Raw genomic sequence first — 25,017 nt, forward strand, 5'->3', positions numbered from 1 at the left:
CGCCAGCCACGTGCAGGCGGAAAAGGAAAGGCCGCAACCGAATCGGCTGCGGCCTTGTGCTCAAACGTCAGTGCCCGGAGCGGTCAAGCGGGCTGCAGATCGCCCGACAGCGCCAGGTCGGCTTCCTCGGACAATGTGCCGGCCATGGCGGCGGCGAACTTGGTCTGGTCGAGTTCGCCTTCCCAGCGCGCCACAACGATCGTCGCCACTGCATTGCCGACGAAGTTGGTCAGCGCCCGGCATTCCGACATGAAGCGGTCGACCCCTAGGATCAGCGCCATGCCGGCAACGGGTACCGTAGGCACGACAGAGAGCGTGGCGGCCAGCGTGATAAAGCCGGCGCCGGTGATGCCGGCGGCACCCTTGGAGCTCAGCATGGCAACCAGCAGCAGCAGAATCTGGTCGCCATAGGTGAGCGGCGTATCGGTCGCCTGGGCGATGAACAGCGCCGCCAGCGTCATGTAGATGTTGGTGCCGTCGAGGTTGAAGGAATAGCCGGTCGGGATGACCAGGCCGACCACCGAGCGGTTGCAGCCGGCGCGCTCCATCTTGGCCATCAGGCCGGGAAGAGCGGCTTCCGAGGACGAGGTGCCGAGCACCAGCAGCAGCTCTTCCTTGATGTAGCGGATCAAGGCGAGGATCGAGAAGCCGTTGTACCAAGCGACAGCGCCGAGCACGACCAGCACGAAGAGCAGCGACGTCAGGTAGAAGGTGCCGATCAGAAAGGCGAGGTTGGCAATCGCGCCGATGCCGTATTTGCCGACGGTGAAGGCCATGGCGCCGAAGGCGCCGATGGGGGCGGCCTTCATCAGGATGGCGACCAGGCGGAAGATAGGCGAGGTCAGCGCCTGCAGGAAATCGACGACCGGGCGGCCGCGCTCGCCGACCAGAGCGAGAGAGATGCCGAACAGCACCGAGAAGAACAGCACCTGCAGGATGTCGCCTTGCGCGAAGGCGCCGGTGATGGTGTCGGGGATGATGTTGAGCAGGAAGCCGACGATGGTCGTGTCATGCGCCTTCTCGGTGAAGGTGGCGACCTTCGAGGGGTCGAGCGTCGCCGCATTGATGTGCATGCCGGCGCCCGGTTGGACGACGTTGGAGACGACCATGCCGACGACCAGCGCCAGGGTCGAAAAGACCAGGAAATAGATCATCGCCTTGCCGGCGACGCGGCCAACCTTTTTCAGGTCGGAGACGCCGGCAATGCCTGTGGTCACCGTCAGGAAGATGACCGGCGCGATCACCATCTTGACCAGCTTGATGAAGGCATCGCCGAGCGGCTTCAGCGAAGCACCGAGTTCGGGATAGAAATGACCGAGCAGGATGCCGGCGGCGATCGCCGTCAGGACCTGCACGTAGAGATGACGGTAAAAGGGTAGCTTGCCGCGCGGTTCGGCGGCAGCGAATGCTGGCTGCATGACGTCCTCCATGGCGCCCCGATCGAAAGCTCGACCTCCCGGGGCAAGTTGTTTCCGCAGCCTCGCGACTGCTGTACTGGTCACTGCAACTGCCGTGCCAGACTGAGCGGCATTACCGTATCCATTGATTTTGTTGGAGATCTTTGTCGACCGAGCTGGTGCGCCGCAACCGCAAGTGCGGACATCCGCATGACTGAATTGTGCTTTGTGCGAAATCATGCACAAATAGGGAATGCTGCAACGCCCTGCCGCGGTCCTGTCGCCGACGCCCGAGCAACTCGGCAAACGCGCGCGTCGCGCCTGGCTGCTGTTTGCGGCGATCGCGCTGGTGATCGTTGCCACGGCGCTCACCGGCGCCGGCCTCTACTCGCGCCGCGCCGAGGTCGCGGCACTGGCGGCGCAAGGCCGCACCGATGCCAATCTGAAGGTTGCGTTGCTGCGCGCCGTGCTGGAAAGCCCGCGGGCGCTGCCGCTGCTCTTGTCCGAGGACCAGCAGGTGCATGACGCCCTGCAGAACAAGGGCGCTGTCACGATCGACGTGCTCAACCGCAAGCTCGAAGGGCTGGTCTCCGGCACCAAGGCTTCGGTGCTTTACGTCACCGGCGTCGACGGGTTTGCGATCGCCTCCAGCAACTGGCGCGAAACAACCAGCTTCGTCGGCAACGACTATGGTTTCCGCGCCTATTTCTCCGGCGCCATGCAATCGAGAACGGCCGAATATTTTGCGCTGGGCAACATCAGCAAGCGCCCGGGCCTCTATATTTCGCGTCGCGTCGGCAATGCGGCGGCACCGCTCGGCGTCGTCGTCGTCAAGATGGAATTCGACCAGCTTGAAGCCGACTGGCATGAGGCCAACCGGCCGGCCTATGTCAGCGACGACCACGGCGTCGTGCTGATCACCAGCGTGCCGTCCTGGCGCTTCATGACCACCGCGCCGCTGACCGGCCCGGTGGCTGCCGCCATCCGGAGCAGCCAGCAATTCGGCAACGCGCCGCTGATCCCCTTGCCGATCACACGCCCCGAGGCATTGAGCCCTGACGTGTCGATGGTGCATGCGATAACACCGGGCGGCAGCGATGCCGAATATCTCAGGCTTTCGACACTGGTCCAATCGACGCCATGGCGGCTCGATTATCTCGTGCCGGTCGAAGCGCCGATCGCGGCTGCGGTGCGTGAGATGCGGCTGCTGGCGCTGGGCGTCGTGGTGCCGTTGCTGGCGCTGGCCGGCTATCTCCTGTGGCGCCGTCAGTCGGCGCAGATGCGCATCGCTGCCGAACAGGCAGCGCGCATCGAGCTTGAGCGCCGCGTCGTCGAGCGTACGCATGACCTCAGCCTGGCGCGCGACCGGCTGCAGGCCGAGATCACCGATCACCGCAGCACCGAAGCCAAGCTGCAGGTCATGCAGCAGGAATTGGTGCAGGCCAACCGTCTTGCTACCCTCGGCCAGGTTGCCGCCGGGGTCGCGCATGAGATCAACCAGCCGGTGGCGACGATCCGCGCCTATGCCGACAATGCGCGTGTGTTCCTGGAGCGCAAGCAGACCGCCTCGGCCGAGGAGAACCTTGGCGCGATTGCCGCGCTGACCGAGCGCATCGGCGGCATCACCGAAGAGTTGAAGGTCTTTGCCCGCAAGGGGCGCACGGCAGCCGAACCGGTCGAATTGCGCGGCGTCATCGAGGGCGCCGTGGTGCTGCTCAGAAGCCGCTTTGCCGGTCGGCTGGACGCACTCGATATCACGCTTCCGCCGGTAACGCTCAAGGTGATGGGCAACCGGCTGCGGCTCGAACAGGTGCTGATCAACCTGTTCCAGAATGCGCTGGAAGCGCTGGACGGGCGCGACGGCGCCAGGGTGCAGGTGTCGGCCCAGGAGACGGCCGACGGCGTGGCGCTTGCCGTCGCCGACAATGGGCCGGGCATTTCGCCTGCCATCCTCAAGTCATTGTTCACGCCGTTCAACACCTCGAAGGAAAAAGGCCTCGGGCTCGGCCTCGTCATCTCGCAGGACATCGTCGCCGACTATGGCGGACGCATCGAGGTGGCGAGCGACCAGGCCGGCACGCGCTTTACCATTCACCTCGCCAGGGCAGCATGATGGACACCGCACCGGTCGTATTGATCGACGACGATAGCGAATTGCGGAGGGCCACGCGGCAGACGCTGGAACTCGCTGGTTTTTCCGTCTCGGCCTTTGCGGTGGCGAACGAGGCGCTGGCCGGGCTCGACGCCAATTTTCCCGGCGTGGTGGTGTCCGACATCCGCATGCCCGGCATTGACGGCCTGCAGCTCTTCGACCGCGTCTTGCAGCTTGATGCCGACATTCCGGTAATCCTGGTCACCGGGCATGGCGACATCGCGGTTGCGGTCAAGGCGATCAAGGATGGCGCCTACGACTTCATCACCAAGCCTTTCGCCGCCGACCGGCTGGCGCAAAGTGTGGCACGGGCGGCGGAAAAGCGCCGGCTGGTGATGGAGAACCGCGCCTTGCGCGAAAGCGCCGAACAGGCGCAGGACGGCCTGCCGCTGATCGGGCAGACGCTGGCGATGGAGCGATTGCGCCGGACGCTGCGGCAAATCGCCGATACCGATGTCGACGTTCTGGTGACCGGCGAGACCGGCTCCGGCAAGGAGGTGGTGGCGAGCCTGCTGCATCGCTGGAGCCGCCGCGCCAGGGGCAATTTCGTGGCGCTGAATTGCGGCGCGCTGCCGGACACGGTCATCGAAAGCGAGCTGTTCGGCCATGAGGCCGGCGCCTTCACCGGCGCACAGAAGAAGCGCATCGGCCGGATCGAGCATTCGAGCGGCGGCACGCTGTTCCTCGACGAGATCGAAAGCATGCCGGCCTCGACCCAGGTGCAGATGCTGCGGGTGCTGGAAATGCGCGAGGTGACGCCGCTCGGCACCAATGAAATCCGGCCGGTCGACCTGCGCGTCGTCGCCGCCGCCAAGGTCGATCTCGGCGACGCCAGCCGGCGCGGCGCCTTCCGCGAGGATCTCTACTACCGGCTCAATGTGGTGACGATCTCGATCCCGCCGCTGCGCGAACGCCGCGACGACGTCGCCCTGCTGTTCTTCTACTTCGCCGAGCGTGCAGCCGGCCGCTTCCGCCGGCAAATGCCAGCCGTGCCTGCCTCAGTGCACCGCCATCTGAGCCAGCACGACTGGCCGGGCAATGTGCGTGAACTCGCGCATTTCGCCGAGCGTTTCGTGCTGGGACTCGAGGAAGCGGCGCAAGCGCCACCTTCCGCCCCGGCGGAGCCGGATGACGCCAGCTCACTGCCGGAACGGCTGGAACGCTATGAAGCCAATGTCATCCGCGAGGCGCTTGGCCGCAATGACGGCGATGTCCGGCGCACGATTGAAGCGCTCGGCATTCCGCGCAAGACCTTCTACGACAAGCTGCAGCGGCACCGCATCGTGCGCAGCGATTTTTCCAGGTAATTCATTTTCCAGGTATTCAGGCGTGTGGACCCGAAAGCAGGTAGATTTTGTGAACCGGCGCAAAAAAACCGTGGCAAGTCGGCATCAGAAAGTGTTGAAGACCGCATCGGCGGCCTTCGGCACGGCGCGATCCGGTTGCGCTCGGCAGATGTTGATGATTTGTTGCCGGTCAGCGGAGAATGAATGATGCGAGAACCTGTCGGTCAAGATGAATATGGATCGACCAACCCGTTCGATCCGGACGATCTGACGAATTTGAACGCGATCGGCCCGGCCATGGGCGGCGGCAACGACTTCGAGAAATACGCCGTTGCCGTGATCATCGTCTTCGGCGCGCTGATCATTGGCGGGCTGATGGCCGCTTCCATGACCTTTGGTCACCGGAACGGCTTCCTGTTTGCGCTTGGCGGCGCAACCGCGGCCTGGATATCGGGCAATGCGCTGCTCCTCGACCGTCCCCGCATCTACGCGGCGTTCGTCGTGATCGCGGCGCTGATGCTCGTCGGGTCGACGCTTACGCTCGTCCTCTGATCAATCTCTTGTTTTGATCAGTAGCCAATCGCCTCGCCGGATGCGGCGCGGCTGTCGATGGCGCCGTTGTAGCGGGCGCCGCCGCCCTTCTCGATTTCCGCCAGGCTCTTGCCGCCGACAAGAATGCCGGCCGCCTGACCCCAGGTAGAATCCGCGAGATCGAGGTGGTAGCCCATGCCGGCCAGCAGTTTTTCAGTGTCGGGCGACAGGCCGAACGGTTCGACATAGATCGTGTCGGGCAGCCATTGATGGTGGATGCGCGATGCGTCGATCGCCTCCTGGATGTTCATGCCGTGGTCGATGACGTTGACGATGGCTTCCAGCGTGATGGTGATGATGCGCGAGCCGCCGGGGCTGCCGATAACCATGAACGGCTTGCCGTCCTTGGCGACGATGGTCGGGCTCATCGATGACAGCGGCGTCTTCTTCGGCTGGATGGCATTGGCCTCTCCCTGGACGAGACCGTAGAGGTTGGGCACGCCAGGCTTCTGGGTGAAATCATCCATCTCGTTGTTGAGCAGGATGCCGGTGCCGTCGGCGACCAGGCCGGCGCCGAACGAACCGTTCAGCGTATAGGTGACCGCGACCGCATTGCCGTCATCGTCGATGATCGAATAGTGCGTCGTTTCCTTCGACTCGCCGAAGCCCTTCGGCATCAAATCCTGCGAGACGCCGGCGCGGAACGGGTCGATCTTGTCGCGGATCTCCTTGGCGTAACCCTTGTCGAGCAGTTTCGAGACCGGATTGTCGACGAAATCGGGATCGCCGAGCGCCGAGTTGCGGTCCACATAGGCGTAGCGCATCGCCTCGACCATGACATGCACGGTCTCGGCCGAGCGGGCGCCGAGATAAGACAGCGGGTAGCCCTCCAGCACGTTGAGGATTTCGCAGATGATGACGCCGCCGGAGCTTGGCGGCGGCGAGGACGTGATCTCATAGCCCCGATAGGTGCAGCTCACCGGTTGCAGCTCGCGTACCTTATATTGCTCGAAGTCTGAGTTGGCCAGAATGCCGCCCTTGGCGCCGCTCGCCTTGACGATGGCGTCGGCGATGGCGCCTTTGTAGAAGGCGTCGGCGCCTTTTTCGGAGATGGCGGCGAGCGAGGCTGCAAGATCGGGCTGGAGGAGACGCTCGCCGGCGCCATAGGGTTTGCCGTCCGGCTTCAGGAAGATGGCGGCGGCGGCAGGGTCCTTCGCCAGCCGTGCGGCATTGCTCGCGAATGAAGCAGCGTCGCCCTGGTCGAGGATGAAGCCATCCTTGGCATAGGCAATTGCCGGCGCCATCAAATCCTGGCGTGGCAGCGTGCCATATTTTTCACGAGCCATCTCGAACCCTGCCACGGAACCCGGTACGCCGACCGCAAGGTAGCCATCAAGGCTGGCGCCCTTCACCGGATTGCCGTCCTTGTCGAGATACATGGTCTTGGTTGCCGCCAGCGGCGCGCGCTCGCGGAAATCGAGGAAGGTCGATTTGCCGTCCTTGAAGCGGATGGTCATGAACCCGCCACCGCCGATATTGCCGGCATTAGGGTAGACGACGGCGAGCGCATAGCCGACGGCGACCGCCGCATCGACGGCATTGCCGCCCTTCTTCAGCACCTCGACGCCGGCTTCCGACGCCAGATGCTGGGCGGTGACGACCATGCCGTGCTCGCCCTTCGCAGGTTGAGGCGATGCGGCATGGAGCGCGCCGGATGGCGCGAGCGCAATTGCGAGCGAAAGGGTGACGCCAATCAGCGTCCGGCGGGTCAAGGGCATGGCGGTGCTCCAAGTGCGGTGTGCCTAGAAGAGCTACATGGAGCGGCCGAGTCCATCATCAATATGAGCGAACACATATTGATGTTCGCCTGCCGGCAGAGGCAAGCTAATCTCCCCCCTGTGGTGGAGATTAGCCAATCTCAAACAATCCCGCCTGACCCGCCCACAACCGCCGGCCGTTCCGCCGCGACCTTCGCCCGGTAGCCCGCCGCGCGATATGCGGCGACTGGATCAATGGCGCCGCCTGTGTTCAGCCGCGCCATGGCAAGGATCGGCTCGACATCGGTGCGGTAGGCAGCTTTCAGCGTCTGCGTCGCCATCAGCGCATCATTGCCGTCTTGGAAACCCTCGAGCGCCTTGCGGTCGACCAGCAGCGCCTGCGCATAGGCGCGCTGCACCTCGACTGCCGACAGCATCAGGCTTTCGATCGGGTCGGTGACGTTGTGGCTCTGGTCGAGCATGTGAGCGGGATCGAAACCCTCGGCGCCGGAAAGCTCGGCATCAACCAGTTCGTTGAAGACCAGGAACAGCCGATAGGGATCGATCGAGCCGGCATCGAGATCGTCGTCGCCATACTTCGAATCGTTGAAATGGAAGCCGCCGAGTTTCTTGAACTGGATCAGCCGCGACACGATCATCTCGATGTTGACGTTGGGCGCATGGTGGCCCAGGTCGACCAGGCAGTAGGCCTTGTTGCCCAGCTCCTTGGATATGAGGTAGTTAGTGCCCCAGTCCTGCACGACCGTCGAATAGAAGGCCGGCTCGTACATTTTGTGTTCGGTGAACAGCTTCCAGTCGGCGGGCAGTCCGGCATAGATCTCCTTCATCGCGTCGAGATAGCGCTCGAAGACTTTGGCGAAATTGACCTGGCCGGGGAAATTCGAGCCGTCGCCTATCCACACCGTCAGCGCTTTGGAACCAAGCGTCTTGCCGATCTCGATGCATTCAAGATTGTGCTCGACTGCCTGCCGGCGCGTGCCGGCATCGGCATGCGACAGCGACCCGAACTTGTAGGACAGTTTTTGGTCCCTGGCATCCGAGAAGGTGTTGGAATTCATGGCGTCGAAGCCGAGGCCGAAGCGCGAGGCCGCCTGCTTCAGCCGGTTCGGATCGGTCTTGTCCCACGGTATATGCAGCGAGACGGTCGGCGTCGCCTGCGTCAGTTGGCTGATGACGGCGCAGTCCTCGATCTTGTCGAAAATGTCGCGCGGCTCGCCGGCGCCGGGAAAACGGGCAAACCGCGTGCCGCCTGTGCCGACGCCCCAGGACGGAATGGCGACGGCGAATTTCTCGACCTTGTCGCGGATGGCATCGATGGCGATGCCGCGGCGGTCGAGGCGTTCGCCGAGAGAGGCGTAGTCGCGCTCGAGGTCGGGTTTGCGCTGGGCGTTGTGGCTGGAGACGAGATCGGCGGCGATGATGGTTTCGGACAAGTGCTATTCCTCCCAATGCGTTCAGTCAGCGCTGCCCCTCATCCGGCCCTTCGGGCCACCTTCTCCCCTTATAGTGACGGGGAGAAGAGAAGCGCTCCGCCCTTAACTCAGCGCGTAAAGCTCTGCGCGTTGCCGGCGTCGACGTTGATGATGTTGCCGGTGGATTTGGCCGACATGTCGGAGGCGAAGAAATAAATCGCTTCGGCAATGTCTTCGGGAAACACCGAGCGCTTCAGCATCGAGCGCGAGCGGTAGTGTTCTTCCAGATCGTCGGTCGACATCTTGTAGGCGGCGGCGCGCTGTTCCTTCCACTCGCCGGTCCAGATCTTCGAACCGCGCAGCACGGCGTCCGGATTGACGACATTGACCCGGATCTGGGCTTCCGCGCCTTCCAGCGCCAGGCAGCGGGCGAGATGGATTTCGGCCGCCTTGGCGGTGCAATAGGCGGCGGCGTTGGGTGACGCGGCAAGGCCGTTCTTGGAGGCGACGAAGACGACATTGCCGCCGATCTTCTGGGCGCGAAACAGCCGGAAGGCTTCGCGCGAGACCAGGAAATAGCCGGTCGACAATATGTCCATGTTCTTGTTCCACAGCGCCAGCGTCGTCTCCTCGATCGGCGCCGAGGAGGCGAGGCCTGCGTTGGAGACGAGAATATCAATGCCGCCGAACTCGACGGCTGTCTGGGCGAAGCCGGAAATCACCTGCTCCTCCGCGGTGACGTTGATCAGCACCGGCCGGACGAAGTCCTTGCCATAGGCTTTCGCCAGTTCGTCATTGGCGCTGGCAAGTGCGGCCTCGTCGATATCGGCCAGCACCACGCAGGCGCCTTCGCGCAGCAGCCGGCTGGCGGTGGCGCGGCCGATGCCGCCGGCGCCGCCGGTGACCAGCGCGATTTGGCCGGCGAGCGACTTCGGCTTCGGCATGCGCTGCAGCTTCAAATCCTCGAGCAGCCAGTATTCGATGTCGAAGGCCTCCTGCGCCGGCAGGCCGACATAGCACGAGACGGTCGAGGCTCCGCGCATGACGTTGATGGCGTTGACGTAGAATTCGCCAGAGATGCGGGCGGTGGCCTTGTCGCCGGCGAAGGTGAACATGCCGACGCCGGGCATCAGGTAGACCACGGCGTTGGGGTCACGGATCGGGGGCGAGTCCGGATGCTTGCAGCTTTCGTAATAGGCCTGGTAGCCGACACGGTACTCAGCAATATCCTCGGCGAGGCGCGCAATCACGGCTTCGACGTCGGGCTTCGCTGGGTCGAACTCGATAACCAGCGGGCGAATTTTTGTGCGCAGGAAATGATCCGGGCATGAAGTGCCGAGCGCCGCCAGCGGGCGCAAATCCCTGGAGTTGACGAATTCGAGCACGGCGGCGGAGTCGTCGAAATGGCCGAGCTTGTGGCTCTTCTCCGAAATCAGGCCGCGTATTCTCGGCATCAGTCTTGCCGCGATGGCGCGGCGCTCAGCCGCGTCGAGCGATTTGACGACTTCGCCGCCGAATATGGCGAGCCCCTCGGAGCGGCGCTCGAACCATTCGATCGCCTGGTTGATGACCGAAATGGTCGTTTCGTAGCATTCCTTGGGTGTGTCGCCCCAGGTGAACAGGCCGTGGCTTTCGAGGATGACGCCCTTGGCCTCGGGGTGTTCGACGCAGAATTTCTCCAGCCACAGGCCAAGTTCGAAGCCCGGCCGCTTCCACGGCAGCCAGCCGATAGCGTCACCGAAGATCTCCTTGGTCAACGCCTTGGAACCCTTGGCCGCGGCAATCGCGATAATGGCATCGGGATGCATGTGATCGACGAACGGCTTCGGCACATAGGCGTGCAGCGGCGTGTCGATCGAGGCCGCGCGCGGGTTGAGATTGAAGGTGCAGTGGGGAAGATAGCCCACCATCTCGTCCTCATGCGCGACGCCGCGATAAAGGCCTTTCAGCGCCTGCAGTTTGTCCATGTAAAGCGTGGCGAAACCGTCCAGCTTGATCGAGGCGCTGTCGCCGCCCGAGCCCTTGACCCATAGCACTTCGACTTCGGCGCCGGAGAGCGGGTCCTTCTGCCGGATCTTGGACGAGGTGTTGCCGCCGCCATAATTGGTGACACGCTTGTCGGAGCCGAGCGTGTTGGAGCGATAGACCAGAAGCTCAGGCTCGCTCAGCCCCTTGGCTTTAGCATCGTCCCAAAGGTTGGCAAGGCGCGAGCCGGAGCGCTTGTCGAGCATGATTATCCTCCCTGGGACGCAAAAGGCGCGGTCCATTTTGCCGGAAATGTCTACGCAAGCATCTCGGTTGTCAATCATAAACGATCAAGATCGATCATATTGCACTGCACAATGAAATTATATGAGCGGAAATGATTGACACTGGTGGTTTTCTAGTGCCTCATGACCATGCAGGGAGGAACCATGCACGAAAAAGAGCGCCACAGGATCATTCTGTCCGCCGTCCAGGAAAAGCCTGTGGTGACGGTGCAGGAGATGGTCGACCTGACGGACTCCTCCGAGGCGACGATCCGGCGCGATATCGCGGCTCTTCATGTGCAAAAGCGCCTGCGTCGCGTGCGTGGCGGCGCCGAGGCGATCTCGCCACCGCAGTTCATCGGCCTCGCCGGCCGGCCCTTTTCCGTCAACGAAACGCTTAACGCTTCGCAGAAGCGCGCGATTGCGCGCGAAGCGGTGGAGCTGTGCAAGGACGGCGAGCCGATCATCATCAATGGCGGCACCACCACCTTCCAGATGGTGCATTTCCTGACCGGACGCCGCATGCCGATCTTCACCAATTCGTTCCCCATCGCCGAGCATCTGCTCAAGCATTCGAAGAACACCGTCATGCTGTCGGGCGGCACCATCTACCGCGAGCAGAACATCATCCTCTCGCCCTTCGACAATGACGTGACGCGTAATTTCTACGCGCGCCGCATGTTCATGGGCGCTCAAGGGCTCGGGCCGCTTGGCCTGATGGAAGGCGACCCGCTGCTGATCCAGGCGGAGCAGAAACTGATCGACCAGGCCGACGAACTGGTGGTGCTGGTCGACTCATCGAAATTCCGCCAGCGCTCGAGCCTGATCCTGTGCGGGCTCAAGCGCATCGCCACCGTCATCACCGATGACGGCATCGAGGATCGCGAAGCCAACATGCTGGAGGCCGCGGGTGTGACGCTGATCGTCGCCCGCAAGTCGGCAAAGGAAGAATCCTCGCTGCAGGCCTGAGGCCAACCGCAGCGACGATGGAATGCAACGCTCAAGGGAGGAAATACGATGAGCTTTCTGAAGAAATTGATGGTGACGGCCGCGTTCTCGGCCGCCATGTTCGTGAATGCCGCCTATGCCGAGAACGTCAAGATCGCGCTGGTGGTGAAGTCGCTCGGCAACGGCTTCTTCGACGCCGCCAACAAGGGTGCCGAAGAGGCGGCCAAGGAACTCGGCGATGTCGACATCATCTACACCGGCCCGACCAAGGCGACCGCCGAAGCGCAGATCGAAGTGGTCAATTCGCTGATCGCGCAGAAGGTCAACGCCATTGCGATTTCGGCCAATGACGCCGACGCGCTGGTGCCGGTGCTGAAGAAGGCGATGGAGCGCGGCATCACCGTCATCTCGTGGGATTCGGGCGTCGCCAAGGAAGGCCGCCAGCTGCACCTCAACCCGTCCGACACCGGCCTGATCGGCGAGACCATCATCAAGCTTGCCGCCGACTATCTGCCGGAAGGCGGCGAAGTCGCCATTCTGTCGGCTTCGTCGACCGCGACCAACCAGAACGCCTGGATCGACGCGGCCAAGAAAATCCTGCCGGAGAAATTCCCCAAGATCAAACTCGTCGCCACCGTCTACGGCGATGACGATTCGGCCAAGAGCACCGACGAAGCCAAGGGCCTGCTGAAATCCTATCCGAACCTCAAGGCGATCATCGCGCCGACCACCGTCGGCGTCGTTGCCGCTGCCCAGGTCGTCACCGACGCGAACCTGATCGGCAAGGTCAATGTCACGGGTCTGGCGCTGCCGTCGGAGTTCAAGAAGTTCATCGACAACGGTTCCAGCCAGGCGGTTGCCCTCTGGAATCCGATCGACCTCGGCTACTCCGCCGTCTACCTCGCTCATGATCTGGCGGTGAAGAAGGAAGAGGCAAAGCCGGGCGCAACGCTGTCGATCGGCCGCGTCGGCAAGGTCACGCTCGATGACAGCAACTCGGCTGCGATGGCTCCGCCCTTCCAGTTCGACAAGTCCAACATCGAAAAGTTCTCCAAGATCTACTGATCTCGGACGTCTCGGACCAAGCGCGGCGGGACCAAAATCCCGCCGCGACTTTAAACGGACCTTGTTTCAGGGCTTGATACGGATATGGACACGACAGCCCAGCACGGCATTGCGAAGGAGGAGCCCACGGGTCCTGCCCCGCGCCTGACGCTGTCCGGCGTCTCCAAAAGCTTTCCCGGCGTGCGCGCGCTGCACAATGTCAGCCTGTCGCTTTACCCCGGCCAGGTTACGGCGCTGATCGGTGAAAACGGTGCCGGCAAGTCGACGCTGGTCAAGATCATGACCGGCATCTACCAGCCCGACGCCGGCACGATCAGCATTGACGGCCAGGCCGTCACCCTGCCCAGCGCGCATGCCGCCTTCGGCCACGGCGTCACCGCCATTCATCAGGAAACCGTGCTGTTCGACGATCTGAGCGTCGCCGAAAACATTTTTCTCGGCCATGCGCCGCGCACGCGGCTAGGCACCATCGACTGGCGCACCATGCGAAAACACGCGCGCGAAGTGCTCGACACCATGCATGCCGGCCATATCAACGCCGATGCGCGGCTGAAAGACCTCGGCATCGCCAACAAGCATCTGGTAGCGGTTGCTCGCGCGATGTCGATCGATGCGCAGATCGTCATCATGGATGAGCCGACCGCAGCCCTTTCGATGAAGGAGATCGAGGAGCTTTTCCTGCTGATCGAATTCCTCAAGGAGGAAGGCAAGGCGATCCTGTTCATCAGCCACAAGTTCGACGAGATCTATCGGATCGCCGATCGCTACACCGTGTTCCGCGACGGCGAGATGGTTGGCGAGGGCCTTATCAAGGATACCGGCCAGAGCCAGATCGTGCGCATGATGGTCGGCCGCTCGGTCGATCACATCTTTCCGCAACGCAAGGCCGAGATCGGCGCGCCGGTGCTGTCGGTCGCTGGCCTTTCGCACCCGACCGAATTCAACGACATCGGCTTCGAACTGCACAAGGGCGAGATCCTCGGTTTCTACGGCCTTGTCGGCGCCGGGCGGTCAGAGGTGATGCAGGCGATATCGGGCATCACCCGCATATCGGGTGGAACGATCACGCTGGAAGGCAAGACGATCACGCCGAAATCGGCGGCGGATTCCATCGAAGCCGGCATCGTCTATGTGCCGGAAGAGCGCGGCAAGCAGGGCGTGGTGATCGGCCTGCCGATCTTCCAGAATGTCTCGCTGCCTTCGCTGAAGCGCACCTCCAAATCCGGCCTGCTGCGATTGTCGGAAGAATTCGCGCTCGCCCGCTCCTACACCGAGCGGCTTGACCTCAGGGCCTCCTCGCTCAGCCAGGATGTCGGCACGCTGTCGGGCGGCAACCAACAGAAGATCGTCATCGCCAAATGGCTGGCGACGGCGCCCAAGGTGATCATCCTGGATGAGCCGACCAAGGGCATCGACATCGGCTCCAAGGCCGCCGTGCACGGCTTCATGGCCGAGCTCGTCGCGCAGGGCCTGTCGGTGATCATGGTGTCGTCGGAACTGCCGGAGATTCTGGGCATGTCCGACCGCGTCGTCGTCATGCGCGAAGGGCTGGTTGCGGCGGTCTACGATAATAAGGGGCTGGACGCCGAAACGCTGGTCCGGACGGCAGCGGGGATCGCGGCATGAAGGCTCTCCTTAAATACCGCGAGATCTGGCTGGCAGCGGCGATCGTCGTTTTGATTGCTCTGATCTCGACGCGTTTCCCGGCCTTTGCCGACCCCGGCAATCTCGCCCAGGTGTTCAACGACACCTCGATCCTGATGATCCTGGCGCTGGGACAGATGGTCGTCATCCTGACCCGCTCGATCGACCTGTCGATGGCCTCCAACCTGTGCTTCACCGGCATGGTGGTGGCGATGCTGAACGCTGCGCATCCGGCGATCCCTATCCCGCTGCTGATCGTCATTGCGCTGGCCGTCGGACTGGTGCTCGGCGCCATCAACGGCCTGCTGGTGTGGCGGCTGAACATCCCTTCGATCGTGGTGACATTGGGCACGCTCACCATCTATCGCGGCGCCACCTTCGTCCTCTCCGGCGGCGCCTGGGTCAATGCCGACAAGATGAGCCCGGACTTCATCGGCTTCCAGCGCGCAGCTTTCCTGGGCATTCCGGTTCTGTCCTGGATCGCCATACTGGTCATCGCGCTGTTCTTCGTGGTGATGACGCGAACCGCGCTTGGCCGTTCGATCTATGCCATCGGCGTCAACCCGACGGCGTCGGTCTATGCCGGCATCGATGTCGGCCGAACCAAATTCATCGTCTTCTGCATTTCAGGCATGATCGGCGGGCTCGCCGGTTATCTCTGGATTTCTCGTTATGTCATCGCCTCGGTCGAGGTCGCCAACGGCTATGAACTCAATATCATCGCCGCCTGCGTCATCGGCGGCATTTCGATTGCCGGCGGCATCGGCTCGGTCGGGGGCGCGGTGCTCGGCGCGCTGTTCCTCGGCATCATCTCCAACGCACTGCCGGTCATCAACATCTCGCCTTTCTGGCAGATGGCGATTTCGGGCAGCGCCATCATCCTGGCCGTCGTGCTCAACGCGCGCGGCGAACGCCAGCAGGGACGGATCATCCTGAGGAAAGCGGAAGCGGCATGACCGACACCCCCGCCCCGCGCCACATTCCCGACCGGCTCGACAAGCCGCTCTCTTCAGCGATCTTTTCCTGGGAAGCGCTGCTGGTCGTCGTGGCCGTCGCCATCTTCGCCATCAACAGTTTCGCCTCGCCCTATTTCCTAGATGCCTATTCGCTGTCGGACCTGACCTTCAATTTCACCGAGAAAGGCCTGATCGCCTTCGCCATGGCGCTGCTGATCATTTCGGGCGAGATCGACCTGTCGGTCGCCGCCATCATCGCGCTCGCCTCGACCATGATGGGCATGGCGGTACAGGCCGGCGCCGACACGCCGGTGCTGGTGGCTATCGGCATCGTCGTCGGGCTCGGTTGCGGCGCCTTCAACGGGCTGTTGGTGACGAGGCTCGGCCTGCCGTCCATCGTCGTCACCATCGGCACGATGAGCCTGTTTCGCGGCATCGCCTTCATCATCCTCGGCGATCAGGCCTACAAAGGCTATCCCGAGAGTTTTGCTTTCTTGGGCCAGGGTTACGTCTGGTGGGTGGTGTCGTTCGAACTGGTGCTCTTCCTCCTCGCGGCCGTCGCCTACTGGTTCCTGCTGCATCGCACCAGCTTCGGCCGCCGTGTCTTTGCCATCGGCAACAATCCGGTCGCGGCACAGTTTTCCGGCGTTCGCGTCGGCCGCATCAAATTCATCCTGTTTTGCATGACCGGACTGATGGCGGGCATCGCCTCGGTGCTGATCACCTCGCGGCTCGGCTCGACGCGGCCGTCAATCGCGCAGGGCTATGAGCTTGAGGTCATCACCATGGTGGTGCTGGGCGGCGTCAGCATTCTGGGCGGCTCCGGCAGCATTGTTGGCGTCGTGCTCGCCGCCTTCATCATGGGGCTGGTGACCTTCGGGCTCGGCCTGCTCAACGTGCCCGGCATCGTCATGTCGATCTTCATCGGCCTGCTCTTGATCGTCGTCATCGCACTGCCGATCGTCTGGCGGCGGCTGCGGTACAGCTGATGCCTGAGAAATACGCCTTCAAGATGCAGCTCAAACCCGGCATGAAAGCCGAGTACAAAAAGCGCCACGATGAGATCTGGCCGTCGCTGGTGGCGCTGCTGAGAGAGGCCGGCGTCGCCGATTATTCGATCCATCTCGATGAAGACACCAACATCCTGTTCGGCGTGCTGTGGCGGCGGGACGACCATGGCATGGCCGACCTGCCGAAGCATCCGGTGATGCAGCGCTGGTGGGCGCACATGGCCGACATCATGGAGACCAGGCCGGACAACCAACCGGTGGCCATCCCCCTGGAAACAATGTTCCATATGGCATGAGTGCGCTGCGCCACATCGCCGTCATCGACATCGGCAAGACCAACGCCAAGGTGGCGCTGGTCGATCTCGTCACGCTGAGCGAGGTGGGGTTGCGCCGCATGGCGAACGCGCCGCTGCGGCAAGCGCCCTATCCGCATCACGATGTCGAGGCGCTGTGGAGGTTCATCCTCAACAGCCTTGCCAGCCTCGACCGCGAACAGCGTATCGACGCGATTTCGATCACCACGCATGGTGCGACCGGCGTGCTGGTCGACGCCTCGGGCGAGCTGGTGCTGCCTGTCCTAGACTATGAGTTAGATGGCCCCGACAGGTTGGCGGCGGAGTATGATGCTGTTCGTCCGCCCTTCGCCGAAACCGGTACACCGCGCCTGCCGGTCGGTCTCAATCTCGGCGCGCAATTCTTCTGGCTTGAGAAGCGTTTCCCCACCGAATTCGCCAAGGCCGCCGCGATGCTGATGTATCCGCAATACTGGGCGCTGCGCCTGACCGGCGTTGCCGCCAACGAGGTGACCTCGCTCGGCTGCCACACCGATCTGTGGAGCCCTTGGGAGGCGGACTTTTCCTCGATGGTCGACAGGCTGGATTGGCGCAGGCTGATGGCATCGGTGCGGCCGGCCAGGGACCAGCTCGGCCCGATCCTGCCGGCGCTTGCCGCGCGCACCGGGCTCGATCCGCAGACCCCGGTTTTCTGCGGACTGCACGATTCCAACGCCTCCCTATTGCCGCATCTTCTGTCCGACGAGCCGCCCTTCTCGGTCGTCTCGACCGGCACCTGGGTGGTATCGATGGCGGTCGGCGGCAGAGAGATTGCGCTCGATGCTGCGCGCGACACGCTGGTCAATGTCAGCGCGCTGGGCGACCCCGTGCCCTCGGCGCGTTTCATGGGTGGCCGCGAGTTTTCCCAGCTGACCAACGACAAGCCGCAGGACTGCAGCGGCAGCGAGGTGCTGGCCGTTCTGACAAAAAAGATGCTGCTTTTGCCTTCTACCCAGCAGGGATCGGGACCGTTCCCGCACCATGCCGCGGCATGGCTTGGTGCCGAGGGCATCAGCAAAGGCGAGCGGTTCGCCGCCATTTCCTTCTATCTGGCACTGATGACGGCGACCTGCCTCGAGCTGATCGGCGCCGACGGCCCGACCACCGTGGAAGGACCGTTTGCTCGCAACCGGCTCTTTGTCGGCATGCTGGCGGCAGCGACCGCGCGCATCGTCATCGCCTCCGAGGCGGCCACCGGCACCAGCATCGGCGCGGCACTGCTCGCATCCGATCAGCCAGTGACGCACGGCAAGGGCGAAAGAATTGAGCCGCAGACCGACCCGGTCTGGGCGGCCTATGTCACCGCGTGGCGCGCGGCAGTCGACGCGCAAGGCTGATCACAAAATCCGCTTGCCAAAGGCCGACATGACGAAGTTCACGGCGTCGGCGCCGATCCGCGGCTCCAGACCGGTGGTCAGCCCGGAAACATCCATCGACAGCAGACCGCCGGACAGCGAGATCGCCTCCATTGCCTGATGCGTCTCGCGCACCGTCAGCCCGCCCGAGCCCGCAGCCCAGCCGGTAAATTCGGTCGCCGTCGGCGAATAGCTGACGTGAAAGCCCTGCGTGCCCGACGTCGCGATGCGGATCGCCTCATGCATGAGGTCGCGCATGCCCATGGCGTCGATGTCGGTCATGGTGAAGGCCGAGACACGCGAATCCTTGAGCACCCTTGCCTCCGCCGGATCGGCATGGCGCAGGCCCACGATGACGACATTTTCCGGCGAAAGCTGCGGCTGCAGCGCGCCGGGCTTGTGATCGAGACCGAGCGCGCGGGCCAGCACCGAGACTTCAGGCATGTCTTCGGCCTCCTCGTCCTCGGGCATCAGGGCGGCGAGGGAATCGATCCAGATCAGGCCGAAGGAATGCGTGGCGCGCGCCGTTGCGGTCAGCGCCTTGTGGGCGATACGGCGATCTGCGCCGGCGGCGAGACGGACGAGGCCCGAGGGCGGCCGCTCGACGTCGGCGAGTTCGACCACGTCGAAATTCATTGCCTCCAGCCGCGCGCCGGTTCCCTCGCGGGCGATAATCCCGCCGGCTTCCGGTTCGGCCGAGATCGACACCATCTTGCGGCCGGAGAAATCCGCGACGTCGTGCATCGGCGCCTTCTCGACATATTCCGAGGTCATCGCCAGAAGCATGGCGCCATAATTCATGCGGAAGGCGACACGGTCGCCGACGGTAGGTCGCGGATCGGCATCCTGCACATCGAGCAGCAGATGGTCGCTGGAAGCGCCGAGCACCCTCACCCCCTTGGCGATCGGCGTCAGCCCTTCGACCAGCACGTCCTCGCGGCCTATATTGGCGATGGCGCGCAGCCGATCGCCCTCGTCGGCGAAGACCGGCTGGTTGCCGAAGGCGTCGTAGCCGGATGTGCCGATCGGCCGCGAAGGCTTGAGTTTGACCTCGATGATGTCGCTGGTCAGCCGGCAGGCATCGGGTTCGAGTACGGGCCACGGCACGTCGCGAAAGGTTTCGACACCGCCTTGCAGGATCGCCTCGCCCACGCGCAGATTGTTGATGCCGGGCGGCAGCTTGCCTTCGAGCAGCAGCGTCAGCGACGACGAGGCGCCGCCGGAAATGAAGTCGAGGCTTTTGCCGGACAGGCGCTCGGTCTTGTAGGCATGGGCGACGAGTTGGCCAAGGTTCTCCGGCGTCGGCATTATGGCGCCGAAGCAGCCGAGATTGGTGCCGATGCCGGCGATGCGCACGCCCTTGAATTCCAGGATCTGCTCGACGGTGGGGATCAGGTCGCTTGGCCAGATGCCTTCGCGGAGATCGCCGAGATCGATCATCAGCATGATGTCGTGGACGCGGCCCATGCGCTCGGCAATGCGCGATATCTCGCGGATGGTGGTCAGTTCCGACTGCAGGCTGATGTCGACGGTGCGCACGACCTCCTCGACGCGCGCCATGGGCGGGCTGCGCAGCAGCATGACCGGCGCATTGATGCCGCTGTCGCGCAGCCGCCGAATGTTCTCAAAACGCGATTCCGCGATGCCGGCAACACCGCCGCGCAGCATGGCCCGCGCCACCTGCGGCATGCCGCATGTGCCCTTGGTGACACCGAATACCTTGATATCAGACAATGCGCAGCGTTCGACGATGGTGCGGGCGTTGCGCTCGATGCGGCCAAGGTCGATAGCGACTTGCGGTCCCGACATCGCTCAGTTCCCGTAGACCAGCCCTTGCGGGTCGATCTCCGGCTTGCGGCCGGCGACGAGGTCGGCCAGGAACTTGCCCGAGCCGCAGGCCATGGTCCAGCCGACATGGCCGTGGCCGGTGTCGAGGTAAAGGTTCTTGTATTTCGCCTTGCCGATGACCGGCACCGAGTTGGGCATCATCGGTCGCAGACCTGCCCACAACAGCGCCTTCTTCTCGTCGAAAGCGCCGGGGAAAAGGTCTTTGCCGGTGCTCAGCATGGACTTGAAGTCGCTGAGCTTGAAGCTGCGGTCGAAGCCGGTGAACTCGGCTGTCGAGGACATGCGCAGGCGGTTTCCGAGCCTGGAGTAACCAACCAGCCGGTCCTCGTCGGCGCCGCCCATGGTCGGTCCCTTGCTCTCGTCCTCCAGCGGGATGGTCGCGCTATAGCCTTTAACCGGATAGACGGGCAGGTCGATACCGTAGCGGCGGCCGATCAGGCCGCTCTCGGGGCCCATGGCGATGACGACGGCGTCGCCCGTCACCGGGCCGGCCGATGTCATGACCGCACGCACCCGATCGCCTTCTATGTCGAGCCCCTCGACCGTGGTGTCGAACAGGAATCTGACGCCGAGCTTTTCGGCGGCATAGGCGGCCAGCCCATCGACGAATATCCTGGAATCGCCGGTCTGGTCGATTGGCGAATAAACGCCGCCGGCGATCTTTTCCTTCACTCCGGCGAGCCCGGGCTCAAGTTCGACCAGCCGGTCGCGGCCGACGATCTCGATCGGCAGGCCATGCTTCGCGAGAAACTGGTAGTTGTCGGTGCCGGTGTCGAGACTGTGCTGCGAGCGGAAGAAATAAAGAATGCCCTTCTTGCGCTCGTCATAGTGGATGCCGGTGGCGTCGGAGAGCGCGTTGATGCAGTCGCGCGAATAGAGCGCCAGGCGCAGTTTGACCTGGCTGTTGGCGCGCAGGCGCGCCACCGTGCACTGGCGCAGGAAGCGCAGGCTCCAGGCGAGGAAATAGGGATCGAAGCGCAGCCTGACCTTGATGCCGAGATCATGGTTCCAGAGCGCGCGCAGGAAGGTCTTCAGCGCCGCCGGGGAGGCCCAGGCGGTGGCGTCGCCCGGCGACACTAGGCCGGCATTGGACTGGCTGGTGCCGCGCGCCGGCGCCGGATGGCGCTCGATAACGGTGACCTCATGGCCGTCGGCGGCCAGATAATAGGCGGCCGCGGTACCGACAACACCGGCTCCAAGCACCGTTATCTTCATGCCACCCCCTCTTCGCGGCGCAGCGCCTCCACGCCGCATCGCCAATGCCTTCAATAGCGCTTCGCTGCGCGCCTTGCGAGCCCTCGGAAGTGCCCGGCTCAGCCCCGCGCGGAGTTCTTGCCGGTGAGGATACGCTCCCAGGCGAGTGCATCGGCGACGATCTGGTCGAGGTCGTCGCGTTGCGGGGTCCAGCCGAGTTCGGCGCGTGCAAGGTCCGAATTGGCAACCACGGCGGCGGCGTCGCCGGGGCGCCGGTCGCCCATCTTGACCTCGAAATCCCGGCCGAAGGCGCGCCGCACGCTGTCGATGACCTCGAGCACCGAATAGCCGTGGCTGTAGCCGCAATTGGCGACGAGGCTGCCGCCGCCGGCGCGCAGGCGCTGCAGCGCCAGCCGGTGCGCCGCGGCCAGGTCGCTGACATGGATATAATCGCGCATGCAGGTGCCGTCCGGCGTCGGATAATCGGTGCCGAACACCTGCATGAAGGGGCGTTTGCCGAGCGCGGTCTCGCAGGCGACCTTGATCAGATGCGTGGCGCCAGGCGTCGACTGCCCCGTCCGGCCCCTGGGATCGGCGCCGGCGACGTTGAAGTAGCGCAGCGCCGTGTACCGCAAGGGATGCGCAAGCGCTGCGTCGCGCAGCATCCATTCGCTCATCAGCTTGGACAGGCCGTAGGGCGATTCCGGCGCCAGGCGGGCATCCTCGCGCACCGGCTCCAGGCCGGCGCCGCCATAGACGGCGGCGGTCGAGGAGAAGATGAAATGCGGCACGCCCTCGTGCACCGCGGTTTCGATCAGCGTGCGGGTCTTGGAGGTGTTATTCTCGTAATAGGCGAGCGGGTCGGCAACCGATTCCGGCACCACGATGGAACCGGCGAAGTGGATGATCGCGTCGACCTCGTTATCCCGGATGATCTGGCCGACCAATTCCCTATCGGCGACATCGCCGACGACAAGCTTGGCTTCCGGCGCTACCGCCCATTCGAAGCCGGTGGAAAGGCGGTCGAGAACGACGACGCTCTCGCCGACATCCAGCAGTTCCCAGACCATGTGGCTGCCGATATAACCGGCGCCGCCCGTTACCAAAACCGTCATCCGTGTCCTCTTTTACTCATGATTTATCGGAAACTGTCTCAATCACCGCCTTACTGGAAAGCCTGCGGCAAGGCCATTAGAAACGCCTGAATGTTAAATCCGTAACAGTCTCACCGGCCTGTGGCATCGTACGGAAACAAAATTGATCCACATCAAGGGAATAGGCCACGATCCGGGGTCGTTAGGAACAGGCTTGGGGCGTGGCATTTTGACCAAAACGGCCCGGTGGACGACGAATGGGCCAACGATTATGATCCCGCGCAAAACTGGGAAGGCGACATGAACTATCAGCGGTTCTTTGAGGAAGCGATCGATCAGCTCCACGCCGAGCGGCGCTACCGGGTTTTCGCCGATCTCGAGCGCATTGTCGGCAAGTTTCCGCGCGCTATCTGGCGTTCCAACGGCCGCGCCGAGGAAATCACCGTCTGGTGCTCCAACGACTATCTCGGCATGGGCCAGAACCCCGATGTCATCGCCGCTTTCCAGAACGCGGCCGGCAAGATGGGTTCGGGCGCCGGCGGCACCCGCAACATTTCCGGCACCTCGAACCCGTTGGTCGAGCTCGAGCTGGAACTGGCCGACCTGCACGACAAGGAAGCGGCGCTGGTCTTCACCTCCGGCTTCGTCTCCAACGAAGCGTCGATCTCGACCATTGCGCGGCTTTTGCCCAACTGCCTGATCATTTCGGACGAGCTCAACCATGCCTCGATGATCGAAGGCGTGCGGCGCTCGGGCGCCGAAAAGAAGATCTTCCGTCACAATGACGTCGCGCATCTCGAAAGCCTGCTACAGGCGGCGGGCCGCGAACGCGCCAAGCTGATCGTGTTCGAGAGCGTCTATTCGATGGACGGCGACATTGCGCCAATCAAGCAGATCGTCGAACTGGCCGAACGCTACAACGCCATGACCTATATTGACGAGGTCCATGCCGTCGGCATGTACGGACCGCGCGGCGGCGGCATCACCGAGCGCGAGGGGCTTGCCGACCGCATCGATATCATCGAAGGCACGCTGGCCAAGGCGTTCGGCACGCTGGGCGGCTATATCGCCGGCAACAGCGCCGTCATCGACGCGGTGCGCTCCTATGCGCCGGGCTTCATCTTCACCACGGCGCTGCCGCCGGCCGTCGCCGCCGCCGCCACCACGTCCATCCGCCACCTCAAGCGCTCGCAGGCCGAGCGCGATGCGCAACAGCACCAGGCGTCGCGGACCAAGGAGGTTCTGTCTGCAGCTGGCCTGCCGGTGATGGAATCGCCGACACACATCGTGCCGGTGCTGGTCGGTGACCCCGAACTCTGCAAGATGGCCAGCGACCGTCTGCTCGGCGTGCACGGCATCTACATCCAGCCGATCAACTATCCGACCGTGCCGCGCGGCACCGAGCGGCTGCGCATCACGCCGACGCCGTTCCATACCGATGCGCTGATTGCGGGACTTCAGGACGCGCTGGTCGAGACATGGGATGCGCTGGGCATTCCCTACGGCTCCGCCGGACGGCCCACTGTCGCCAAGAGCGACCGGATTGTGCCACTGCTGGTGCCGAAGTCGGGCGGCTGAAGCCGCCGCCCATTTATCTCAAACCGTCCTCATCCATCCCGCCAAGCGATGTGCCGCTTCCTCGAGCTGGTCGAGGCGGCGGTGGAAGCACAGGCGCAAAAACGCCTCTCCGCCAGGGCCGAAGGCGGTGCCCGGCGCCAGGCCGACATTGGCCTTGTCGACGATGTCGAAAGCAGCCCGGCGCGGATCGGTGATGCCGTCGACCGTGAAAAACAAATAGAACGCGCCTTGCGGCACGGTGAAGCGCGCTTTGCCGGTTGCGCCGAGAATATCGCAGACCAGGTCGCGCGCTTTCCTGGCGCGCTCCACCTGCTCGACGATGAAGGCATCACCGTGGTCCAGCGCCGCGACGGCGCCGCGCTGCATGAACTGGGCGACGCCTGAGGTCGAATACTGGATCAGGTTCTCGAACACCTGCTGCAGCTCGGGATGGGTCTTGATCCAGCCGACGCGCCAGCCGGTCATCGCCCAGTTCTTGGAAAAGGAGTTGACGAACAGGATGCGGTCTTCCGCGGTCGAAATGTCGAGGAAGGACGGCGCACGGCCGTGGCCGTAGTGGAACAGCGAATAGATCTCGTCGGCGATGATCCACAGACCCTTTTGGCGGGCGAGATTCAGGATCGCCTGCAGCGTTTCCTTATCGGCCGTCCAGCCGGTGGGGTTCGATGGCGTGTTGACGAACAGCGCCTTGGTGCGCGGCGTCACCGCAGCCGCAATCTTGTCGACATCGCAGGACCAGCCATTGCCCGACTGGTCGAGCGTGACCGCAACCGGGGTAGCGCCGGAAATACCGGCGGCGGCGGCGAAATTCGGCCAGGCCGGGGAGAGATAGACCACCTCGTCGCCGCTGCCGGCGACCGCGGCTAATGCCAACTGAATGGCATGCATGCCGGAACCGGTGGCGATGAATTCCTCTTCGGCGAAGCTCTTGCCGAAATGCCTGGCATAGTAGCGAGAAAGCGCTTGCCTCAGCTCCGGAATGCCTTTCTGCCAGGTATAGAAGGTCTCGCCATTGGCGAGCCCCTTGGCGGCGGCTTCCGAAATGAAGGCAGGCGTCGGCAAATCGCCTTCACCGGCCCAGAGCGGGATCATGCCCTCGCGCGTACGGCCGTAATTGACGACGGCGACAATGCCGCTTTCGGGGGCGGCCACCGCTTCGGCGCGCAAGCTATCGATCAGGGTCATGAA

Annotated in this window: 19 protein-coding genes; 11 read left to right on the top strand and 8 right to left on the bottom strand. The window is 63.6% G+C overall.

Features of this window, described 5'->3' with window-relative positions:
* Positions 1-83: 83 nt before the first annotated feature.
* Positions 84-1,418, bottom strand: coding sequence for a dicarboxylate/amino acid:cation symporter (locus tag NKI96_RS15885; protein WP_023669669.1), 1,335 nt, complete (start codon positions 1,416-1,418; stop codon positions 84-86).
* Between the two features lie 232 nt (positions 1,419-1,650).
* Between NKI96_RS15885 and NKI96_RS15890 the strand changes: the two genes are divergently transcribed.
* The 3 genes from NKI96_RS15890 (at position 1,651) to NKI96_RS15900 (ending at position 5,387) form a co-directional block, all read left to right on the top strand.
* Positions 1,651-3,510: a sensor histidine kinase gene (locus tag NKI96_RS15890; protein ID WP_023669668.1), complete on the top strand. Its 1,860-nt coding sequence runs from the start codon at positions 1,651-1,653 to the stop codon at positions 3,508-3,510.
* Complete coding sequence (locus tag NKI96_RS15895) at positions 3,507-4,856, top strand: sigma-54-dependent transcriptional regulator (RefSeq protein ID WP_023669667.1); 1,350 nt, start codon at positions 3,507-3,509, stop codon at positions 4,854-4,856. Before NKI96_RS15890 ends, NKI96_RS15895 begins: the two co-directional genes overlap by 4 nt.
* Before the next feature lie 183 nt (positions 4,857-5,039).
* Positions 5,040-5,387, top strand: a complete 348-nt coding sequence (locus NKI96_RS15900) for a hypothetical protein (protein ID WP_032885862.1) — start codon at positions 5,040-5,042, stop codon at positions 5,385-5,387.
* 17 nt (positions 5,388-5,404) lie between these two features.
* On the opposite strand, the gene ggt is transcribed toward NKI96_RS15900, so the two are convergent.
* From ggt to NKI96_RS15915, 3 genes are all read right to left on the bottom strand, one after another.
* Positions 5,405-7,144 (bottom strand): gamma-glutamyltransferase, encoded by a 1,740-nt coding sequence (ggt, locus tag NKI96_RS15905; RefSeq protein WP_352805138.1) that lies wholly within the window; start codon positions 7,142-7,144, stop codon positions 5,405-5,407.
* Positions 7,145-7,284: 140 nt separating this feature from the next.
* Complete coding sequence (gene rhaI, locus NKI96_RS15910) at positions 7,285-8,577, bottom strand: L-rhamnose catabolism isomerase (RefSeq protein WP_023692509.1); 1,293 nt, start codon at positions 8,575-8,577, stop codon at positions 7,285-7,287.
* A gap of 107 nt (positions 8,578-8,684) precedes the next feature.
* On the bottom strand, positions 8,685-10,787 hold the full coding sequence (locus tag NKI96_RS15915) for a bifunctional rhamnulose-1-phosphate aldolase/short-chain dehydrogenase (protein ID WP_023692510.1): 2,103 nt from the start codon (positions 10,785-10,787) through the stop codon (positions 8,685-8,687).
* Between the two features lie 183 nt (positions 10,788-10,970).
* On the opposite strand from NKI96_RS15915, the gene NKI96_RS15920 reads away from it, so the two are divergent.
* The 7 genes from NKI96_RS15920 (at position 10,971) to NKI96_RS15950 (ending at position 18,097) form a co-directional block, all read left to right on the top strand.
* A complete protein-coding gene (locus NKI96_RS15920; protein ID WP_023669662.1) occupies positions 10,971-11,774 on the top strand; it encodes a DeoR/GlpR family DNA-binding transcription regulator in 804 nt (267 codons plus the stop codon).
* A gap of 48 nt (positions 11,775-11,822) precedes the next feature.
* Complete coding sequence (gene rhaS / locus NKI96_RS15925) at positions 11,823-12,818, top strand: rhamnose ABC transporter substrate-binding protein (RefSeq protein WP_023669661.1); 996 nt, start codon at positions 11,823-11,825, stop codon at positions 12,816-12,818.
* A gap of 84 nt (positions 12,819-12,902) precedes the next feature.
* Positions 12,903-14,444 (top strand): sugar ABC transporter ATP-binding protein, encoded by a 1,542-nt coding sequence (locus tag NKI96_RS15930; protein ID WP_023708171.1) that lies wholly within the window; start codon positions 12,903-12,905, stop codon positions 14,442-14,444.
* The gene (locus tag NKI96_RS15935) at positions 14,441-15,418 is read left to right on the top strand and encodes an ABC transporter permease (protein WP_023745314.1); all 978 of its coding nucleotides are present in this window, start codon (positions 14,441-14,443) and stop codon (positions 15,416-15,418) included. Before NKI96_RS15930 ends, NKI96_RS15935 begins: the two co-directional genes overlap by 4 nt.
* Positions 15,415-16,407 (top strand): ABC transporter permease, encoded by a 993-nt coding sequence (locus NKI96_RS15940; RefSeq protein WP_352805142.1) that lies wholly within the window; start codon positions 15,415-15,417, stop codon positions 16,405-16,407. Before NKI96_RS15935 ends, NKI96_RS15940 begins: the two co-directional genes overlap by 4 nt.
* Entirely contained in the window at positions 16,407-16,724 is a 318-nt protein-coding gene (rhaM, locus tag NKI96_RS15945; protein WP_023681927.1) for an L-rhamnose mutarotase, read from the top strand. The genes NKI96_RS15940 and rhaM overlap by 1 nt, the downstream gene beginning before the upstream one ends.
* Entirely contained in the window at positions 16,721-18,097 is a 1,377-nt protein-coding gene (locus NKI96_RS15950; protein WP_352805145.1) for an FGGY-family carbohydrate kinase, read from the top strand. Before rhaM ends, NKI96_RS15950 begins: the two co-directional genes overlap by 4 nt.
* Here NKI96_RS15950 and NKI96_RS15955 read toward each other — a convergent pair whose 3' ends face one another.
* The 3 genes from NKI96_RS15955 to galE form a co-directional block, all read right to left on the bottom strand.
* Positions 18,098-19,924 carry an alanine racemase gene (locus NKI96_RS15955; RefSeq protein ID WP_352597375.1) on the bottom strand — a complete coding sequence of 609 codons (1,827 nt, stop codon included), beginning with the start codon at positions 19,922-19,924 and terminating at the stop codon, positions 18,098-18,100. It lies immediately after the preceding gene.
* A 3-nt stretch (positions 19,925-19,927) separates the two neighbouring features.
* Positions 19,928-21,178 (bottom strand): D-amino acid dehydrogenase, encoded by a 1,251-nt coding sequence (locus NKI96_RS15960; RefSeq protein WP_023692518.1) that lies wholly within the window; start codon positions 21,176-21,178, stop codon positions 19,928-19,930.
* Positions 21,179-21,276: 98 nt separating this feature from the next.
* Positions 21,277-22,272, bottom strand: coding sequence for a UDP-glucose 4-epimerase GalE (galE, locus tag NKI96_RS15965; RefSeq protein ID WP_023730982.1), 996 nt, complete (start codon positions 22,270-22,272; stop codon positions 21,277-21,279).
* Positions 22,273-22,551: 279 nt separating this feature from the next.
* On the opposite strand from galE, the gene hemA reads away from it, so the two are divergent.
* Positions 22,552-23,829, top strand: coding sequence for a 5-aminolevulinate synthase (gene hemA, locus NKI96_RS15970; protein ID WP_023738225.1), 1,278 nt, complete (start codon positions 22,552-22,554; stop codon positions 23,827-23,829).
* Between the two features lie 18 nt (positions 23,830-23,847).
* On the opposite strand, the gene NKI96_RS15975 is transcribed toward hemA, so the two are convergent.
* Positions 23,848-25,014 (bottom strand): pyridoxal phosphate-dependent aminotransferase, encoded by a 1,167-nt coding sequence (locus tag NKI96_RS15975; protein WP_023669650.1) that lies wholly within the window; start codon positions 25,012-25,014, stop codon positions 23,848-23,850.
* Positions 25,015-25,017 lie beyond the last annotated feature (3 nt).

It is taken from the genome of Mesorhizobium sp. M0292 (genome assembly GCF_040321695.1).
In the GTDB taxonomy this organism is placed as follows: domain Bacteria; phylum Pseudomonadota; class Alphaproteobacteria; order Rhizobiales; family Rhizobiaceae; genus Mesorhizobium.